Genomic DNA, 19,494 nt, shown 5'->3' with positions numbered 1-19,494 from the left:
GCCTCAGGAGGCGAACAGGCGCTGCAGGCGCTGGATGCCTTCGAGCAGCGCGTCGTCGCCGAGCGCGTACGACAGGCGCAGGTAGCCGCTCGGGCCGAAGGCCTCGCCCGGGACGACCGCGACCTCGGCCTGCTCGAGGATGAGGTCGGCGAGCTCGAGCGACGTGGTCGGCGTGACGCCGCCCCAGGTGCGGCCGAGGAGCCCCTGCACATCGGGGTACACGTAGAAGGCGCCGAGGGGGTTCGGCACGACGACGCCCTCGATCTTCGAGAGCTCCGAGACGATGAGCCGGCGACGACGGTCGAACGCTTCGCGCATCTGCTCGGCCTCGGTCTGCGGTCCGTTGAGTGCGGCGATCGCGGCCTTCTGGGCGACGTTGTTGACGTTGCTCGTCAGGTGCGACTGCAGGTTGCCGGCGACCTTGATCGCGTCGGCCGGGCCGACCATCCAGCCCACGCGCCAGCCCGTCATGGCGTAGGTCTTCGCGACGCCGTTGACGAGGATCGTCTGGCCGGCGACCTCGGGGACCGCCTCGACGATCGAGACCGCCGCGGTTCCCTCGTACGTGAGGTTCTGGTAGATCTCGTCGCTGATCACCCAGATGCCGTGCTCGAGGGCCCACTCGCCGATCGCCTTCGTCTCCTCGGCGGTGTACACCGACCCGGTGGGGTTCGACGGCGACACGAAGACGAGCGCGGTCGTGCGCGGGGTGCGGGCGGCCTCGAGCTGCGCGACCGTGACCTTGTAGTCCTGGTCGGCTCCCGCGAACACCTCGACGGGCGTGCCGTCGGCGAGACGGATCGCCTCGGGGTAGGTGGTCCAGTACGGTGCCGGCAGCAGCACTTCGTCGCCGGGGTTCACCACGGTCTGGAACGCCTGGTAGACCGACTGCTTGCCGCCGTTGGTCACGAGCACCTGGCTCGGCGAGACCTCGAGACCCGAGTCGCGCAGCGTCTTCGCGGCGATCGCCTCGCGCAGCGCAGGGAGGCCGGCGGCGGGCGTGTAGCGGTAGCTCGCGGGGTCGGCCAGGGCCTCGGCCGCGGCATCCACGATGAACTGCGGCGTCGCGAAGTCGGGCTCGCCGGCGGCATACGAGATGACGGGCTTGCCCTCCGCCTTCAGCGCCTTGGCCTTCGCATCGACCTTGAGGGTCGCGGACTCGGCGATCGCGGACAGTTTGCGGGAGAGAGGAGAGCGTTCGGTCACGATTACGAGCGTACTCGGGGGCGCGGGCGTTGTGCGGGCCGCGACGCGAGCAAGATCGTGGGTTCTTGACACGGGGGAACCCGGTGAGAGGTCGTAACACGCCCCGTCGAGGCGTGCGCGGAGGGCGTGTCGTGACCCCTCACGAGAGTGGAGGGGGCTCAGAGGCCGTGCGCGCGGGCGACCGCGTCGAGGGTGATGCGCCCGCCCTGCACGTTCAGGCCCTTCGCGAGCGACGCGTCGTCGGCGGATGCCTGCGCCCAGCCCTTCCCGGCGATCGCCGAGACATAGGGGAGGGTCGCGTTCGTGAGCGCGCGGGTCGCGGTCTCCGGAACGGCGCCGGGCATGTTGGCGACGCAGTAGTAGATCGAGTCGTGCACCGCGAAGGTGGGGTCGTCGTGGGTCGTGGGGCGCGAACCCTCGAAGCACCCGCCCTGGTCGATCGCGATGTCGACGAGCACCGAGCCGGCCTTCATGCCGGCCACCATGTCGTCGGTGACGAGCTTGGGAGCGGCCGCGCCCGGGATGAGCACCGAACCGATCACGAGGTCGGCGGTCGCGAGCTCCTCGGCGATGTCGTAGCGGCTGGACGCGCGGGTCTGGAGCGCGCCGCCGTAGCGGTGCTCGAGGTCGCGCAGGCGCGGCAGCGAGATGTCGAAGACCGTGACCTGCGAGCCCAGGCCCAAGGCGTTCGCTGCGGCGTGCTCGCCCGCGACGCCGCCGCCGATCACGACGGTCTTGGCGCGCGGAGTGCCCGCGATGCCGCCCAGCAGAAGTCCGCGGCCACCGTTCGAGCGCAGCAGGGAGTACGAGCCCATCGTCACCGACAGGCGGCCGGCGATCTCACTCATCGGCACCAGCAGCGGCAGGCTGCGGTCGGGCAGCTGCACGGTCTCGTAGGCGACGGCGGTGGTGCCGGCGGCGACGAGCGCCTCGGTCAGCGGGCGGTCGGCCGCGAGGTGCAGGTACGTGAAGAGGGTGAGGTCGGGGCGCAGGAAACCGTACTCCTGCGCGATCGGCTCCTTGACCTTCAGGAGGAGGTCGGCCCCGCCCCAGGCCTCGGCGGCGGTGTCCACGATCTCGGCGCCGACGGCGCGGTAGGCGTCGTCATCGATGCGCGACCCGAGTCCGGCGCCGGACTGCACGAGCACGCGGTGTCCCTCGTGGACGAGACGGTCCGCGCCCGCGGGGGTGAGCGCGACGCGGTTCTCGTTGTTCTTGACCTCGGTCGGCACGCCGATCTTCATCGATACTCCACTGCTCAGGGGCGGTTATTGCAGAACAGGATCGCAGAAACATCGGCAGGACAACAGATTCCGCGAAGATCATTCGCGAGTCGTCCGAATCCTGAATAATGATTCGCATGGAGACCTCTACGACCCCGGATCGACCGAACACTCTTCGGGCTCCCGCGCTCGACCCGGTCGACCAGCGCATCGTCGCGCTGCTCGCGGAGGACGGCCGCATGACCAACGCCGAGCTCGCCGGCACGCTCGGCGTCGCCCCGTCGACGGCGCACGCGCGGTTGCGCTCGCTGATCGAGCGCGGCGTGATCACGGGGTTCCACGCGAGCGTGGACGAGCGGATGCTGGGCGCCGGCCTCCAGGCCATCATCGGCGTGAGCCTGCGCCCGAGCGCCCGCCGCGAGAGCATCGTCGAGTTCGCCGACCGGGTGCGCGCGCTGCCGCAGGTGATCCAGGTGTTCTTCCTGGGCGGTGACGACGACTTCCTGCTGCACATCGCGGTGGCGGACTCCTCGGAGATGCGCGAGTTCGTGCTCGAGCACCTCTCGGCCCAGAGCAGCGTCGCCTCGACGCGCACGAGCATCGTGTTCGACTACCACCGCAACTCGGTCGCCGCGTCGTTCACGTGACCCGGGGCGCGAGCTTTCGCGTCAGGCGCCGAAGGCGCTGGGCAGGGCGCAGTAGTCCGCGAAGCGGCGGGTCGGGGCATCCGGGCCGGTGACGTCGACGATGACGGATGCCGCGGTGTGCGGCTGTTCGTCGCCCGCGAGCTGCCAGATCGCGAAGTTCCAGAGGCCGCGGGCGCTCGCGCTCACGAGCGAGGCCGGGCCCGAGACGACGAGCACGCGGTCGCTGCGGTCGGTGCGGAACGGCGCGATCACCTCGGTGCGCAGCGCGTCCTCGTCGCCGGCAGGGGAGTGCGCCCGCTCGACGCGCTGTCCCGCGGCGGTGAGCGCCGCGGCGAGATCGTCGGCCGCGCGGCGCGAGCGCTCGGCATCCGCCCCCGCCACCGCGAGCAGGCGCCCGCCGTTCGGGTACAGGTGCAGGAACTCGCTCGCGATGTCGCCCCAGAACTCGGTCATGTCTTCAGGCTACGCCCGAGAGCGGATGCCGCGGCCGGTTCAGCCGCGGCATCCGCTCTTCCTCACGGTCAGGACGTCAGTCGAGGTACCGGGCGTAGGCGCCCAGCGTCAGGAAGGTGGGGAACTCCTCGCGCAGCGCGACCTCGCGGAAGATCTCCGCGGCGTCGTCGAACCGGTCGTCGGCACTGCGTGTCGCCTCGCGGAGCACGGCGGAGACGAGCTCCTCGACGTACTCGGCGGTGATCGCCGTGCCGTCCTCGGTGGTGCGGTCCTGGTGGATCCACTGCCACACCTGCGAGCGGCTGATCTCGGCGGTCGCGGCATCCTCCATGAGGTTGTCGATCGCCACCGCGCCCAGTCCCCGCAACCAGGCCTCGAGGTAGCGGATCGCGACCGACACGTTGTCGAGCACGCCCTTCGCCGTGATCGGTCGGCCGATGTGCAGGTCGATCAGATCGGATGCCTGCACATGCACGTCGTCGCGCTGCCGGTCGACCTGGTTGGGTCGATCGCCGAGCACCGCGTCGAACTCGGCCTGCGCGGTCGGGATGAGATCCGGGTGCGCCACCCAGGTGCCGTCGAAGCCGTCGCCGGCCTCGCGCTTCTTGTCGGCCGCGACCTTCTCGATCGCGCGCGCCGTGGCCTCGGGGTCGCGGCGGTTGGGGATCGAGGCGCTCATGCCGCCGATCGCGAATGCCCCGCGCTTGTGGCACGTCTGCACGAGCAGCTCGGTGTACGCCCGCATGAACGGCACCGTCATCGTCACCTCGCTGCGGTCGGGCAGCACGAAGCGGGCGCCGCGACCCCGGTAGTTCTTGATGATCGAGAAGATGTAGTCCCAGCGTCCGGCGTTGAGGCCCGCGCAGTGGTCGCGCAGCTCGTAGAGGATCTCGTCCATCTCGAACGCCGCCGGCAGGGTCTCGATCAGGACCGTGGCGCGGATCGTGCCGTGGGGGAGACCGATGTACTCCTCGCTGAACGAGAACACGTCGTCCCACAGCTTCGCCTCGTCGCTCGACTCGAGCTTCGCGATGTAGAAGTACGGGCCGCGCCCCGCCTCGATCAGCGCCTGCGCGTTGTGCAGGAAGTAGAGGCCGAAGTCGACCAGCGATCCGGATGCCGCGGTGCGGCGCCCCGCGCGGTCGATGAAGGCGATGTGCTTCTCGGGCAGGTGCCAGCCGCGCGGACGCATCACGATGGTCGGCGTGCGCTCGGCGGTGACGCGGTACTCCTTGCCCTCGGGGGACGTGAACGACAGCTCGCCGCGGATCGCATCGCGCAGCGACAGCTGGCCCTCGACGACGTTCCTCCAGGTGGGGCTCGTGGCATCCTCCTGGTCGGCGAGCCAGACCCGCGCGCCCGAGTTGAGGGCGTTGATCGTCATCTTCGGATCGGTCGGTCCGGTGATCTCGACGCGACGGTCCTCGAGGCCGGGTCCGGCACCGGCGACGCGCCACGAGGCGTCGTCGCGGATGTGCGCCGTGTCGGCCCGGAAGTGCGGGTCGTGCCCGTTGCCGATCTCGAAGCGGCGGCGCATGCGGTCGGCCAGGCGGTCGTGGCGACGCGATGCGAACCGGTGGTGCAGTTCGGTGAGGAACGCGATCGCCGCGGGCGTGAGGATCTCGTCGTAGCGGTCGTGCAGCGTACCGGTGATCTCGATCGCCGGACCCTGCAGGGTCGGGGTGGGGGGTGTGATGGTCATGATGGGTCCTTGTCTCGTGGGGGTGCTTCGACAGGCTCAGCAACCCGGTGAAGAGGGAGGGTCAGTGGAACTGCGCGGTCTCGGTGGAGCCGGCGAGGGCGAGAGTGGCGCTGTCGGGGTTGAGCGCCGTGGAGATCACGTCGAAGTAGCCGGTGCCCGCCTCGCGCTGGTGCTTGGTGGCGGTGTAGCCGTCGGCCTCGGCGGCGAACTCGGCCTCCTGCAGCTCGACGTACGCGCTCATGGCGCGATCGGCGTAGCCGCGGGCGAGGTCGAACATGGAGTAGTTCAGGGCGTGGAAGCCGGCCAGCGTGATGAACTGGAACTTGTAGCCGAGGTCGGCCAGCTCCTGCTGGAACGTCGCGATCTCGGCATCCGACAGGTGGCGCTTCCAGTTGAAGCTGGGTGAGCAGTTGTAGGCGAGCAGCTTGCCCGGGAACTCGGCGTGGATCGCCGCGGCGAAGGCGCGCGCCAGCTCGATGTCGGGCTCGCCCGTCTCGACCCAGAGCAGGTCGGCGTAGGGTGCGAAGGCCAGGCCGCGGCTGATGACCGCGTCGATGCCCGGCGTCACGCGGTAGAAGCCCTCGGGCGTGCGCTCGCCGGTGGTGAACGCCTGGTCGCGCTCGTCGACGTCGCTGGTGAGCAGGTCGGCCGCGAGGGCATCCGTCCGGGCGATGATGACGGTCGGGACGCCCGCGACGTCGGCCGCGAGCCGTGCCGCGTTCAGCGTGCGGATGTGCTGCTGGGTGGGCACGAGCACCTTGCCGCCGAGGTGGCCGCACTTCTTCTCGCTCGCGAGCTGGTCCTCCCAGTGGATCGCGGCTGCGCCGGCCTGGATCAGCGACTGAGCGAGTTCGTAGGCGTTGAGCGGTCCGCCGAATCCGGCCTCGGCGTCGGCGACGATCGGGGCGAGCCAGTCCTGCGTGATCTCTCCTTCGCCCGCCGCGGCCTCGGCGTGCTCGAGCTGGTCCTGACGCAGCAGCGCGTTGTTGATGCGGCGCACGACGGCCGGCACCGAGTTCGCCGGGTAGAGCGACTGGTCGGGGTAGGTCTGGCCCGCGAGGTTGCCGTCGGCGGCGACCTGCCAGCCCGAGAGGTAGATCGCCTTGAGCCCGGCGCGCACCTGCTGCACGGCCTGGCCGCCGGTGTAGGCACCGAGTGCGCGGATGTAGTCCTCGGTGTGGAGCAGGTTCCAGAGGTTCTCGGCGCCGCGGTGGGCGAGCGTCGACTCCTCGCGGATGGACCCTCGGATGCGGATGACGTCGGCGGCGGTGTAGGTGCGCTCGACGCCGTCCCAGCGGGGATCGGTGTCCCAGATCTCCTGGAGCTCGGCGGCGGTCTGGACCTGGTCGCCGGCTCGCAGACCTGCGGGGCGGGGTGCGTGCGTCGTCATGGTGTCTCCTTCGGTCGATCCGGCGGCGGTGCCGGGTGGCGTGTGATCCACTGTGGGTGAAGAACGGATGCTTCGATGAAGGGTTTCCCTGTGAAGATCGGTCGAAATTCTGTTTCTGTGACAGAATCGCCGTCATGGACCCTTCGACAGGCTCAGGGACCCCGGCGGGAACCGCAGAGGAGACCGACGCCCTCACGATCGGGCGGCGTATCCGCCGTCTGCGCACCGCGCGGGGGATGACCCTCGACGACCTCGCCTCCGCGGTCGATCGTGCGCCGAGTCAGCTGTCGATGATCGAGACGGGCAAGCGCGAGGCGAAGCTGTCGCAGCTCCAGGCGATCGCGCGCGCCCTCGGGGTGACGCTCGACGCTCTGCTCGAGGGCGAGCCGCTCGACGAGCGCAGTGCGATCGAGATCGCGCTCGAACGCGCGATGAAGGGGCAGACGTTCCAGGCGCTCGGCATCGAGCCTTTCCGTATCGCGAAGTCGATGCCGACCGAGGCGCTCACCGCCCTGCTCGCGCTGCACGGCGAGATCGACCGACTCCGCGACGAGCGGGCGGCGACGCCGGAAGAGGCCCGGCGGGCGAACGTCGAGCTGCGTCACCTCATGCGCCGGCAGGACAACCACTTCGCCGACCTCGAGCAGAAGGCCGCCGAGATCCTCGACGCGGTCGGCCACCCCGGCGGCCCTCTCACCCAGCGCACGGCATCCGAGATCGCCGCCTATCTCGGCTTCACTCTGCACTACGCGCCGGATCTGCCGCAGACCACCCGCAGCGTCGCCGATCTCGCGCACGGGCGCCTGTACCTGTCGAGCAGCGTGCCGGCCAAGGGCGACGCCCGCACCGCGGTGCTGCAGGCGCTGTCGAGCCGCATCCTCGGGCACTCCGAGCCGCGCAGCTACGCCGAGTTCCTGCGCCAGCGGGTCGAGACCAACTACCTCACCGGTGCGCTGCTGATCCCCGAGGCGCACGTCGTCCCGGCGCTCCGCGACGCGAAGGCGCGACGGGCGATCTCGATCGAAGATCTGCGCGACACCTACTCCGTCTCGTACGAGACGGCCGCGCACCGCTTCACGAACCTCGCGACGCGGCACCTCGGCATCCCCGTGCACTTCCTCAAGGTGCACGAGTCGGGCACGATCACGAAGGCGTACGAGAACGACGACGTGAACTTCCCCGCCGACCGCCTCGGGGCGATCGAAGGGCAGATGTGCTGCCGCAGGTGGACCAGCCGGGTGGTGTTCGATGAGGACGACCGCTTCAATCCCTATTACCAGTACACCGACACCGGCAACGGCACCTACTGGTGCACGGCCAGGGTCGAGGCGTCGAGCGAGGGGCTGCACTCGGTGAGCGTGGGCGTGCGCTTCGACGACACCAAGTGGTTCGTCGGACGCGACACTCCCCATCGCGGAGTCTCGAAGCATTCGGTCGAGGTGTGCTGCCGTCGAGCCCCGGCCGAGCTCGAGGAGCGCTGGCGCGACAACTCCTGGCCGAATGTGAAGACCCCGCGCACGCTGCTCGCGACGCTTCCGACCGGATCGTTCCCGGGCGTGGACACGACCGATGTGTACGAATTCCTCGAGGCGCACGCGCCGGAGTGAGGGTGCTCGTTAGGCTCATCGGACTCGGCGCGATGACGACGCCGGGGGTGAGGAGAGGAGCGACACGATGAACAGCGACGTCTTCCCCGGGCCGGTCGGCGCGCCGCCGGGGGCCGCCTCCGCCATCCTGAGCTTCGGTCCGCTGACCGCCGCTCCGGGGCCGGTGCGGTTCATCGAGGGCTTCGAATCCTTCGCGGACCTCGTCGAACGCGAAGGAGCCGTTCCGGCGGAGCTGGCGGAGGACTTCCCGGCGCTGTGGAGGTTCGTCGCGGAGCATCCGATCATCGCGGATTCGGCTGCCCTGGCGGAGTCCGCGGCTCGGTTCCTCGGTAATGCGATCGCCGTCATCCATCCCGCGGCCACGTGGCGTGCGACGCCCGACCTCGAGGTCGGCACGAACACGCGCTCGATCCCGGTGGCGGGTCTCCTGCAGGGGATCCTCACGCACCCCGAGCGGCTCGACGACTTCCGGGAGATGCTCGCCTCCTGGGAGCAGGACGATCTCGACGACCAGGAGATGCAGGCCCTCACCCGGGACCTGCCGGAACCGGCGCTGATCGTCCCGCCGGTCGACTACCGTCGTCCGAGTCTTCCGACGCGCGAGTACGTCGACGACGAGGGGCGCATCATCCGGTACGGGAGCCGGTGGGCGGGCGGCGCTCCGCCCGAGGACGCGTACTCGCGGGAGTCGCATCCGGAGCGCTTCGAACCGCTTCGCCTCGTCGTCGATGCCCTCGTCGATCACCTCCGCAGCGGGTACGCGACCGAGGTGCGCGAGGAGGGAGGGCCCGAGGGCGCCCGCCGCATCGTGCTGGAACCGCCCACGGGTGCTCCGATCGCGCTCACGGAGACCGGGCCGTGCGTCGAGGTGGAGGCCGGTGCGCTCTTCCGGGCGATCATCCCCTCCTGCACGTGCGATGCGTGCGACGAGACCGCCGAATCCGCGGCGGATGAGCTCGAGAGGACGCTTCTTGCGATCGCTGCGGGCGGAATCCGCGAGCGGTTCCCCGTCGGACGCCGCGCCTGGCAGCTCACGCAGCTGGTCTCCCTCGGCGGAGAGGGGCGATCGAGCAGCTCGGGGGCGGCTCCGGAACTGCCCGAAGAGGTGCGCGAGCAGAAAGCCGCCGTGCTGCGCGATCTCGACGACGGCTGGTGGCCCGCCTGGCCGCTCCGGGCGGCGCCGTCCGCGTAGCGCGTTCGCGGCTCGACCCGCGTTCGCGCTGCGACGGGAACGTGCTCTTCGCGCCTCAGTCGCGCGCCGTCTCCAGCAGGGCCCACAGCTCGGCGCGCGCCGGGAACGACGACAGGTCGATGTCGAGCAGCGTGCCCGCCTGGGCGATACGCGAGCGGAGGGTGTGGCGGTGCACCCCCAGCGCGGTCGCTGCCTGTTCGGCGCGTGCGTCGTTCTCGAGCCACACCCGCAGAGACTGCTCCAGCCCCGACCCGGTACCGGCATCGTGGGCGCGCAGCGGTGCGAGGCGCGACTCGGCGACCAGGCGTGCCTCGTCGGTGGCCAGCGCCGACAGGATGCTCGAGCCGGCGGCATCCGCGAATCGGGCGGCGCCCGGCGTGCTCCGCTGGCGCAGAGCGGTGAGGGCCTGGGCGTGCGAGCGGGAGAACGCGGCGTAGGAGTCGGGTTCGGAGACGCCGATGCGGATGCCGAAACGCGCCGCCAGCTCGTCGAGGAGTGCGTCGTCGTCGGCCGCGACGCACATCGTCACGCCGTCGTCCGACTCGGCCAGGAACGACGCCACCCCGTGCTCGGTGCGCTGACGCTCCCACCAGTCCACGAGGGCGGTGGCGGGGGCATCGCCGGAGACGGCGACGACGATCGGCGCGACGGGCAGCGCACCGAGCACGCGCCGCGCGATCGACGGGTCGTCGGTGAGCAGGGAGCGCAGCAGCTGGGAGTGCAGGCGTCGCCGGCTGCGCGCCAATTGCTCGCTCTGCTCGAGCGCCAGCCCCGACATCGCGATCACCGAGGTGACGACGGCGCGTGCCTCGGCGTCGAGGGTGTCGATCTCGAGGGCGATCACTCCGCGCAGGTGCCCGCCGCGGCCGACGGTCGAGAGCAGGAAGGTGCGCCCGTCGATCGTGAGCGACTGCCCGGCCTCGAGCCCGCGGGCGAGCACCTCGGCGACGCGCTCGCCCAGGGCGTCGAGCAGCTCGCGGTCGACCGCATCGCGCGCGGGGGAGTGCAGCAGGGCGCCCGCGGCGTCGAACATCCCGGCCCACACGCCGAGCCGACGGCTGAGCTCGGTGATGATCGCATCGAGTCCTCGGGGGCGGAGGGCGGCCAGTGCGAGCCCGCGCTGCGCGTCGAGCGCCCAGGAGCGCCGCGCGTAGGCCTGCGCGGCGATGGCTTCGGAGTGAGCGCGGGCGATGGCGATGAAGGGGGTGCGATAGGGCACCTCGAAGAGCGGGATGCCGTGCAGGGCGCAGGCGTCGACCAGGGCCTCGGGGATGCCGGAGCGGTGCACCTCCGTGCCGAACCCGAGTCCGAGCACGCCGCGGTCGGCGAGTCGGGCGACGTACGCGCCGATGTCGGATGCCGAGTCTCTTTCGGATGCCGCGTCGAACTGCGTGCCGGTGGTGAGGAGGGCGAGGTCGTCGGAGAGGAACGGGGTGGGGTCGGCGAGGTCCGAACTGTGCACCCAGCGCAACGGCCTCTCGAGGGCGCCGACCGGAAGCGCGGCCGGGTGCGACACCAGACGGAGGTCGAGATCGCGGCGCCGGAGGAGGGCCTGCAGAGTGGGCTGATCGGCCATGCGCCGCCTCTCTTGTACGTCTCGGCGAAGTCTCGTCGTCGATTGTACAGTCGGGCGAATGCGCGATGTCGGTGCCCGGTCGTACGCTCGCGACATGGCACTCCTCGACACCGCATCCCCCGTCGTCCCCCTCGGAGGACCCGAGCTCCCCCAGGAGCGTCGCCTGGTCACCGACCTGCCCGGCCCGCGCTCGGCCGAGCTGCTGGCCCGTAAGGCGGATGCCGTGGCCGCGGGTGTCGGTCACACGGTTCCCGTCGCGGCGGTCGCCGCGGGTGGCGGCGTGGTCGTCGACGCCGACGGCAACTCGCTCATCGACCTCGGCTCCGGCATCGCCGTGACCTCGGTCGGCAACGCGCACCCGAAGGTCGCCGCCGCCGTCGCCGCGCAGGCCGCGCAGTTCACGCACACCTGCTTCATGATCTCGCCCTACGAGTCGTACGTCGGCGTCGCCGAGGCGCTCAACCGCATCACGCCCGGCGAATTCGCCAAGAAGAGCGCCCTGTTCAACTCGGGAGCCGAGGCGGTCGAGAACGCGATCAAGATCGCCCGCAAGTACACGGGTCGTCAGGCCGTCGTCGCCTTCGACCACGGCTACCACGGCCGCACCAACCTCACGATGGCGCTCACCGCCAAGTCGATGCCGTACAAGAGCGGCTTCGGTCCCTTCGCGCCCGAGGTCTACCGGGCACCGATGTCGTATCCGTTCCGCGACGGTCTCGAGGGCGGAGAGGCCGCAGCCCGCGTCATCCTGCAGCTCGAGAAGCAGATCGGCGCCGACAACCTCGCCGCTGTCATCATCGAGCCCATCCAGGGCGAGGGCGGCTTCATCGTGCCCGCCGAGGGCTTCCTCCCCGCGATCGCCGAGTGGTGCCGTGCGAACGGCGTCGTCTTCATCGCCGACGAGGTGCAGACCGGTTTCGCCCGCACGGGGCACATGTTCGCGAGCGAGATCTTCGGCATCGAGCCCGACCTGATCACGACCGCCAAGGGCATCGCCGGTGGTCTGCCGCTCGCCGCCGTCACCGGCCGCGCCGAGATCATGGACGCCTCGCACGCCGGTGGACTCGGCGGCACCTACGGCGGCAACCCGATCGCCTGCGCCGCGGCTCTCGCCTCGATCGACGTGTTCGAGAACGATGGAGTGATCGAGCGCGCACGCGAGATCGGTGAGATCCTCACCGCGCGTCTGCTCGACATCCAGAAGAGCGACGCCCGCATCGGCGACGTGCGCGGACACGGCGCGATGATCGCCGCCGAGTTCGTCGACCCCGAGACGAAGGCGCCGGATGCCGCGCTCACGGCCGCGGTCGCGAAGGCCGCCATCGCTCAGGGCGTGATCGTGCTCACGTGCGGCACCTACGGCAACGTCATCCGCTTCCTCCCGCCGCTCTCGATCGGCGACGAGCTGCTGAACGAAGGCCTCGACATCGTGGCGGCGGCGCTCGCCGCGGCGTAACCGACGGGCGCGTTCGCGCCATCTGGAAAACGTCCGGCCGCGACCCTGATCGGGGGATTGGGGGTCGCGGCCGGCACTCTTCACCACAGATCCACCCCGACAGATTCACCCGACAGTTTCATCCGACGAAGGAGTTGCAATGGCTGAGATCACGCGAGACGTCCTCATCATCGGCGCCGGCGCCGCCGGCCTCACGGCGGCGAACGACCTGCGCAAGGCGGGACTGTCGGTCGCCGTCCTCGAGGCGCGCGACCGCGTCGGCGGGCGTCTGTGGACCGACGTCATCGACGGCGCCATGCTCGAGATCGGCGGCCAGTGGGTCTCACCCGACCAGCAGGCTCTCATCGACACGATCGATGAGCTCGGCCTCGAGACCTACAGCCGCTACCGCGAGGGCGACAGCGTCTACGTCGGCCCCGACGGCAAGACCTCGCGCTTCACGGGCGAGATGTTCCCCGTCTCCGCCGCCACCGAGAAGGCGATCGCCGAGATCACCGAGCGCCTCGATGCGATGGTCGCCGAGATCGACCCCGACCGTCCCTGGGCGCACCCGAAGGCCGCCGAGTGGGACGCCGTCACCTGGGATGCGTGGCTCCGCCAGCAGACCGACGACGACGAGGCCGTGCGCAACCTGGCCTTCGCCACCGGCTCCGCGATGCTCACCAAGCCCACCCACGCGTTCTCGCTGCTGCAGTCGCTGCTGATGGCGGCATCCGCGGGTTCCTACTCCCACCTCGTCGACGCCGACTTCATCCTCGACAAGCGCGTCGTGGGCGGTCTGCAGCGGGTGCCGATCCTGCTCGCCGAGCGGCTCGGCGACGACGTCCTGCTGAACCAGCCCGTGCGTTCGCTCGAATGGGGCGCGACCGGGGTGACCGCCACGACCGACGACCTCACCGTCCGCGCGCGTTTCGCGATCCTCGCGCACGCGCCCGTGCTCTACAGCCGCATCTCGTTCGTGCCGCCGCTTCCGCGCCGTCAGCACCAGCTGCACCAGCACCTGTCTATGGGCTTCGTCATCAAGGTGCACGCCGTCTACGACCGGCCGTTCTGGCGCGAGCAGGGGCTCAGCGGTACCGCGTTCAGCCCGTACGAGCTGTCGCACGAGGCCTACGACAACACCAACCACGGCGATGAGCGCGGCACCCTCGTCGGCTTCGTCTCCGACCAGAACGCCGACGATCTGTTCGAGCTGTCGGCCGAGGAGCGCAAGGAGCGCATCCTCGAGTCGCTCTCGCACTACTACGGCCCCGAGGCCAAGAACCCCGTCGTCTACTACGAGAGCGACTGGGGCACCGAGGAGTGGACGCGCGGCGCCTACGCCGCGAGCTTCGACATGGGAGGTCTGCACCGCTACGGCGCCGACCTGCGCGCCGCGGTCGGCCCGATCCACTTCGCCTGCAGCGACATGGCCGGCGCGGGATACCAGCACGTCGACGGCGCGATCCGCATGGGTCACCTCGCCGCCGAGAACATCATCGACGCGGGTCGCGTCGGCACGGCAGCGAGCGGCGCATGAGCTCCTCGATCGTCGTCGGCTACACGGCGACGGATGCCGGGGCGGATGCCGCGGCTCTCGGCGCGCGTCTCGCGCGCAGCCTCGATGCGACGCTCCACCTGGTGATCGTGCTCCCCGCCGAGGGGACGCGCAGCCCGGTCGTCCCGCCCGAGCGGGCCTATGAGGACCACATCCGCGCCCAGGCGAAGCGCTGGCTGGAGGACGCGATCCTGCGCCTTCCGCACGAGGTGCACAGCCGCGGTCACGTGCGGATCGCCGAATCGTTCGCCGAGGGCCTCATCGCCGCCGGCGAGGAGTTCGATGCCCGCCTGATCGTCGTCGGCGCGGCCGCCGGCAGCCTCTTTGGCCGTCACCGCCTCGGCTCGGTCGCCTCGGAGCTGCTGCACTCCTCGACCATCCCGGTCGCGCTGGCACCCGCGGGCACGGCGACGCAGGACGACCACGTCGTGCCGCGCGTCACGGCCGCCGTCGGAACCCGACCGGGCGCCGAGGTGCTGCTCGACGAGGCGGCGGCGCTCGCGGCCGACGGAGGCGTCGACCTGCGACTCGTCTCGCTCGTACCCTTCGACGTTCCCCCGGGACTCGACACCGGCGCGATCCGCGTCGTCGGCGAGGAGCACGCCCACGAGGTGCTCGCCCGGGCGAAGGACCGTCTTCCCGACACCCTCGGTGCCGTAATGGAAGAGGCCCCCGGAGACAGCGTCGAGGACGCCGTCTCGAATCTCTCCTGGCTCCCGGGCGAGGTCGCTCTCGTCGGCTCCAGCAGGCTCGCACAGCCGCGACGCCTGTTCCTGGGCAGCACGGCGGCGAAGATGCTGCACGAGCTGCCCGTTCCCATGATCGTCGTCCCGCGCACGCGCGGGGAAGCAGGAGACCGCTGATGAGCAGCACGAATCGGGCGACGGAGCCCGAAGCAGTGACCACCGGCCTGTCGAGCAAGGGCCTGAGCGCCGGCACCATCGGGCTCATCGGAGCCGTCGTCATCGGCATCTCGTGCATCGCTCCGGCGTACACGTTCACCGCCGCGGTCGGCCCCACGGCATCCACCGTCGGTGCGCAGATCCCCGCGATCATCCTCGTCGGCTTCATCCCGATGCTCCTCGTGGCCTTCGGCTACCGCGAGCTCAACAACCGGATGCCCGACTCGGGCACGTCGTTCACCTGGGCCACTCGCGCCTTCGGGCCGTGGATCGGGTGGATGGCGGGATGGGGTCTGGTCGTCGCGACGATCCTCGTCCTCTCCAACCTCGCCGGCATCGCGGTCGACTTCCTCTTCCTGTTGATCTCCCAGATCACGAACAACCCGGCCATCGCCGACCTCGCGAGCGTCACCTGGATCAACATCGGCGTCTGTCTGCTCTTCATGCTCGGCGCGACCCTGGTGTCGTACCGCGACATGCAGACCACGCAGAAGCTGCAGTACTGGCTCGTGGGCTTCCAGCTGCTCGTCCTGGTCTTCTTCGCCGGTGCGGCGATCGTGCAGGCGGTCAGCGGCAACGGCTTCGACTACCAGCCGTTCGATCCGAACTGGTTCAACCCGTTCGCGATCTCGTCGTTCAGCGCCGTCGCCGCCGGGCTCTCGCTCTCGATCTTCATCTTCTGGGGGTGGGATGTCACCCTCACGATGAACGAAGAGACCAAGGACCCCGAGAAGACCCCGGGTCGCGCGGCCACCGTCACCGTCGTCACGATCGTGACGCTGTACCTGCTGCTCGCGGTCGCCATGATCATGTTCGCGGGCGTCGGAACGGGCGAACTCGGGCTCGGCAACGAGGAGATCCAGGAGAACGTGTTCTTCCACCTCTCCGGGCCGATCCTCGGACCGCTCGCGTTCCTGGTCTCGCTCGCCGTTCTCACGAGCTCGGCATCGTCGCTGCAGTCGACGTTCGTCGGCCCCGCCCGCACGCTGCTCGCGATGGGGCACTACGGCGCCCTACCGAAGTCGTTCGCGAAGGTCAGCCCCCGCTTCTTCACCCCCGGGTACGCCACCATCGTGTCGGCGATCGTGGCCTCGGCGTTCTACGCGGTCATGCGCGTCGTCAGCGAGAACACGCTGTGGGACACCATCCTCACGCTCGGCATGATGATCTGCTTCTACTACGGCATCACCGCGTTCGCCTGCGTCTGGTACTTCCGCAAGCAGTGGTTCGACTCGGTGCGCAACGTGTTCTTCACGTTCCTGTTCCCGCTCGTCGGCGGGGCGATCCTCGCCGTGCTGTTCGTCACGACGCTGATCGACTCCATGGACCCGGCCTACGGCTCCGGCGCCCAGGTCGGCGGCGTCGGGATCGTGTTCATCCTCGGCATGATCATCATCGTCGTCGGCATCGCGGTGATGATCTGGAACGCCGTCAAGCGCCCCGCGTTCTTCCGGGGGCAGACCCTCGGCATCGACGCCCCGCCGAGCCTCCGCCGCCGCTGACCCCCTCGCCTCCTCAGAGAAAGAGAACCATGACCACGCAGATCGCACCGGCCGAGCAGGCCCTCCTCGACAGCATCCCCACCGGCCTCTTCATCGGTGGCGAATGGACGGATGCCTCCGCCGGCGGCACCTTCGACGTCACCGACCCCTCCACCGGGGCCGTGATCCGCACGATCGCCGACGCGACGCCGGACGACGGCATCCGCGCCCTCGACGCGGCGGTCGCCGCGCAGGAGTCGTGGGCGGCGACCGCGCCGCGCGTGCGCAGTGAGATCCTGCGCCGTGCGTTCGACCTCGTGCAGCAGCACAAGGAGGACCTCGCGCTGCTCATGACGCTCGAGATGGGCAAGCCGCTCGCCGAGGCACGCGGAGAGGTCGTCTACGGCGGCGAGTTCCTGCGCTGGTTCAGCGAGGAGGCCGTGCGCATCAGCGGCCGCTACGGCATCAACCCCGAGGGCACCGGGCACATGGTCGTCTCGCAGCGCCCCGTGGGCCCGTCGTTCTTCGTGACGCCGTGGAACTTCCCGTTCGCGATGGCGACGCGCAAGATCGCCCCGGCGCTCGCCGCGGGCTGCACCGTCGTGATCAAGCCCCCGGCACTCACGCCGCTGACGACCATCTTCTTCACCAAGCTGCTCGAAGAGGCGGGGCTCCCGAAGGGCGTCGTCAACGTCGTGCAGACCTCGAAGTCGGGCGCCCTCTCGGCGCCGATCATCGCCGACCCGCGGCTGCGCAAGCTGTCGTTCACGGGCTCGACCGAGGTGGGCCGCAAGCTCATCGCCCAGGCCGCCGAGGGCGTGCTGCGCGTGTCGATGGAACTCGGCGGCAACGCCCCGTTCGTCGTGTTCGACGATGCCGATCTCGACAAGGCCGTGGAGGGCGCGCTGCTGGCGAAGTTCCGCAACATCGGCCAGGCGTGCACGGCCGCCAACCGCTTCATCGTGCACGAGGACGTCGCCGACGAGTTCGCCCGCAAGGTGACCGAGCGCGTCAATGCCATGAAGGTCGGCCGCGGCACGGAGGAGGGCGTGGCGATCGGCCCGCTCATCGACGAGGACGCGGTCGCAAAGGCCTCCGAGCTCGTCGGCGACGCCGTCGAGCGCGGCGCCACGCTGCTCGCCGGAGGCAAGGCCCTCGACGGCGTCGGCACCTACTACGAGCCGACCGTCCTCACCGACGTCGTTCCCGGCAGTGCGATCCTGCGCGAGGAGATCTTCGGACCGGTGCTCGCGATCTCGACCTTCTCCACCGAGGAGGAGGCCGTGCGTCTCGCCAACGACACCGAGTACGGGCTCGTCTCGTACGTGTTCACCGAGAACCTGCAGCGCGGGCAGCGGATGATCGACGGCCTCGAGACCGGCATGATGGGTCTCAACGTGGGCGTCGTCTCGAACGCCGCGGCACCGTTCGGCGGCGTCAAGCAGTCGGGTGTCGGCCGCGAGGGCGGCTTCGAGGGCATCCACGAATACCTGTCCACCAAGTACACGCTCATCCCGGTCTCCTGACCCAGACACCGGCGTGGGTCCCTGAGCCCGTCGAAGGGTCCCACGCCACCACGAGAGGACACGCCATGACCGACTACGCCGTCATCAACCCCGCCACCGGAGAGACGCTGGCGTCCTTCGACACCTTCACGGACGCGCAGATCGAAGAGGCACTGGTCGCCGCCGACGAGGCGCACCGCGAGTGGTCGCGCACCTCGACCGTCGCCGAGCGCGCCGCGCTCCTGCGCCGTGCGGCCGAGCTGCACCGCGAGCGCCGCGAAGAGCTGGCCGACATCTTCGTGCGCGAGATGGGCAAGCCCCGCGAGGCTGCTCTGGGCGAGGTCGACTTCGCCGCCGACATCGCGGAGTACTACGCCGATCAGGCGGAGTCGATCATGGCCGACCAGCCGATCGCGATCCTCGGCGACGGCTCGGCGATCATCCGTCGCTCGTCGCTCGGACCGCTCGTCGGCATCATGCCGTGGAACTTCCCGGCGTACCAGATCGTGCGTTTCGCGGCGCCGAACCTGATCGTGGGCAACACGATCCTGCTCAAGCCCGCGCCGCAGTGCCCGGAGTCGTCGACCGCGATCGAGGCGATCTACCACGACGCCGGATTCCCGAAGGGCGCGTACCAGAACGTGCTCGCCACGAACGAGCAGATCGCGACGATGATCGCCGACTGGCGCGTGCAGGGCGTCTCGCTCACGGGATCGGAGCGCGCCGGTGCCGCAGTCGCCGAGATCGCCGGACGCAACCTCAAGAAGGTGGCTCTCGAGCTCGGCGGGTCCGATCCGTTCATCGTGCTGTCGACGGATGACCTCGACGCCACCGTACAGGCCGGTGTCGACGCGCGTCTCGACAACAACGGCCAGGCCTGCAACGGCGCCAAGCGCTTCATCATCGTCGACGACCTCTACGACGCCTTCGTCGAGAAGTTCACGGCGGCGATGGCGGCGGTCGAGGCATCCGATCCGACGCTCGACGACACGGTGCTCGGGCCGGTGTCGTCCGAGACGGCGGCCGAGAACCTGCAGAAGCAGATCGATCAGGCCGTCGAGCAGGGCGCGACGCTGCTCACGGGCGGCACCCGCGAGGGCGCCTTCTTCGCCCCCACCGTGCTCGCCGACGTCACGCCCGCGATGAACGTCTACCGCGAGGAGCTCTTCGGGCCCGCGGCCGTCGTGTATCGCGTCGCCGACGAGGATGCCGCCGTCGATCTCGCGAACGACACGACCTTCGGTCTCGGCTCGTACGTCTTCACGACCGATGCCGCACAGGCCGAGCGCGTGGCCGACAGGATCGAGGCCGGCATGGTCTACGTCAACCTCGTGCTCGCCGACAGCCCCGAGCTGCCCTTCGGCGGCGTGAAGCGCAGCGGCACCTCGCGCGAGCTCGGCCACCTCGCCGCCGACGAGTTCGTCAACAAGAAGCTCATCCGCATCGGCTGACCGCCCTTGCGTACCCTCTCGCGAGGGGTCAAGAAACGCCGCCTTCCCGCCCGGGAGGCGGCGTTTTCTGACTCTTCGGGTGCGGTCTCGCGCGCGTCCTCCCGTGAGGAGTCACAACACGCCGCAGGGCACGCCACCCGTGCGGCGTGTCGTGACCCCTCATGGG

The 19,494-nt window shown here is 70.1% G+C and carries 15 protein-coding genes; 9 read left to right on the top strand and 6 right to left on the bottom strand.

Annotation, left to right across the window (positions count from 1 at the left end; translation table 11 throughout):
- Window positions 1-3 precede the first annotated feature (3 nt).
- Window positions 4-1,206: a pyridoxal phosphate-dependent aminotransferase gene (locus ACTJKK_RS07105; protein WP_440747471.1), complete on the bottom strand. Its 1,203-nt coding sequence runs from the start codon at window positions 1,204-1,206 to the stop codon at window positions 4-6.
- 158 nt (window positions 1,207-1,364) lie between these two features.
- The gene (gene ald / locus ACTJKK_RS07100; protein WP_336642237.1) at window positions 1,365-2,450 is read right to left on the bottom strand and encodes an alanine dehydrogenase; all 1,086 of its coding nucleotides are present in this window, start codon (window positions 2,448-2,450) and stop codon (window positions 1,365-1,367) included.
- A gap of 107 nt (window positions 2,451-2,557) precedes the next feature.
- Between ald and ACTJKK_RS07095 the strand changes: the two genes are divergently transcribed.
- Window positions 2,558-3,076, top strand: a complete 519-nt coding sequence (locus ACTJKK_RS07095) for an Lrp/AsnC family transcriptional regulator (RefSeq protein WP_247625146.1) — start codon at window positions 2,558-2,560, stop codon at window positions 3,074-3,076.
- Between the two features lie 21 nt (window positions 3,077-3,097).
- Here ACTJKK_RS07095 and ACTJKK_RS07090 read toward each other — a convergent pair whose 3' ends face one another.
- The 3 genes from ACTJKK_RS07090 to aceA form a co-directional block, all read right to left on the bottom strand.
- Complete coding sequence (locus ACTJKK_RS07090; RefSeq protein ID WP_440747470.1) at window positions 3,098-3,529, bottom strand: hypothetical protein; 432 nt, start codon at window positions 3,527-3,529, stop codon at window positions 3,098-3,100.
- A 76-nt stretch (window positions 3,530-3,605) separates the two neighbouring features.
- Window positions 3,606-5,231 (bottom strand): malate synthase A, encoded by a 1,626-nt coding sequence (aceB, locus tag ACTJKK_RS07085; protein ID WP_440747469.1) that lies wholly within the window; start codon window positions 5,229-5,231, stop codon window positions 3,606-3,608.
- Between the two features lie 61 nt (window positions 5,232-5,292).
- Window positions 5,293-6,621 (bottom strand): isocitrate lyase, encoded by a 1,329-nt coding sequence (gene aceA / locus ACTJKK_RS07080; protein WP_440747468.1) that lies wholly within the window; start codon window positions 6,619-6,621, stop codon window positions 5,293-5,295.
- 134 nt (window positions 6,622-6,755) lie between these two features.
- On the opposite strand from aceA, the gene ACTJKK_RS07075 reads away from it, so the two are divergent.
- On the top strand, window positions 6,756-8,228 hold the full coding sequence (locus tag ACTJKK_RS07075; RefSeq protein ID WP_247634116.1) for an XRE family transcriptional regulator: 1,473 nt from the start codon (window positions 6,756-6,758) through the stop codon (window positions 8,226-8,228).
- Between the two features lie 67 nt (window positions 8,229-8,295).
- Complete coding sequence (locus ACTJKK_RS07070; protein WP_440747467.1) at window positions 8,296-9,420, top strand: DUF6226 family protein; 1,125 nt, start codon at window positions 8,296-8,298, stop codon at window positions 9,418-9,420.
- Window positions 9,421-9,475: 55 nt separating this feature from the next.
- On the opposite strand, the gene ACTJKK_RS07065 is transcribed toward ACTJKK_RS07070, so the two are convergent.
- Complete coding sequence (locus ACTJKK_RS07065; protein ID WP_440747466.1) at window positions 9,476-10,996, bottom strand: PucR family transcriptional regulator; 1,521 nt, start codon at window positions 10,994-10,996, stop codon at window positions 9,476-9,478.
- 94 nt (window positions 10,997-11,090) lie between these two features.
- Here ACTJKK_RS07065 and gabT point away from each other — a divergent pair, with 94 nt between their 5' ends.
- The 6 genes from gabT to ACTJKK_RS07035 all read left to right on the top strand — a co-directional run bounded on the left by gabT (window position 11,091) and on the right by ACTJKK_RS07035 (window position 19,328).
- A complete protein-coding gene (gabT, locus tag ACTJKK_RS07060; RefSeq protein ID WP_440747465.1) occupies window positions 11,091-12,452 on the top strand; it encodes a 4-aminobutyrate--2-oxoglutarate transaminase in 1,362 nt (453 codons plus the stop codon).
- 139 nt (window positions 12,453-12,591) lie between these two features.
- Complete coding sequence (locus ACTJKK_RS07055; protein WP_440747464.1) at window positions 12,592-13,971, top strand: flavin monoamine oxidase family protein; 1,380 nt, start codon at window positions 12,592-12,594, stop codon at window positions 13,969-13,971.
- Window positions 13,968-14,852: a universal stress protein gene (locus ACTJKK_RS07050; RefSeq protein ID WP_440747463.1), complete on the top strand. Its 885-nt coding sequence runs from the start codon at window positions 13,968-13,970 to the stop codon at window positions 14,850-14,852. The genes ACTJKK_RS07055 and ACTJKK_RS07050 overlap by 4 nt, the downstream gene beginning before the upstream one ends.
- Window positions 14,852-16,393: an APC family permease gene (locus ACTJKK_RS07045; protein WP_440747462.1), complete on the top strand. Its 1,542-nt coding sequence runs from the start codon at window positions 14,852-14,854 to the stop codon at window positions 16,391-16,393. The genes ACTJKK_RS07050 and ACTJKK_RS07045 overlap by 1 nt, the downstream gene beginning before the upstream one ends.
- Window positions 16,394-16,422: 29 nt before the next feature.
- On the top strand, window positions 16,423-17,898 hold the full coding sequence (locus ACTJKK_RS07040; protein WP_440747461.1) for an NAD-dependent succinate-semialdehyde dehydrogenase: 1,476 nt from the start codon (window positions 16,423-16,425) through the stop codon (window positions 17,896-17,898).
- Between the two features lie 65 nt (window positions 17,899-17,963).
- Window positions 17,964-19,328, top strand: coding sequence for an NAD-dependent succinate-semialdehyde dehydrogenase (locus tag ACTJKK_RS07035; RefSeq protein ID WP_247634124.1), 1,365 nt, complete (start codon window positions 17,964-17,966; stop codon window positions 19,326-19,328).
- Window positions 19,329-19,494: the final 166 nt, after the last annotated feature.

The organism is Microbacterium sp. 22179 (assembly GCF_052045715.1).
Taxonomy (GTDB): Bacteria; Actinomycetota; Actinomycetes; order Actinomycetales; family Microbacteriaceae; genus Microbacterium; species Microbacterium galbinum.
The sequence above is the reverse complement of the archived record's forward strand: the minus strand, read 5'-3'. Positions and strand labels throughout refer to the sequence as shown.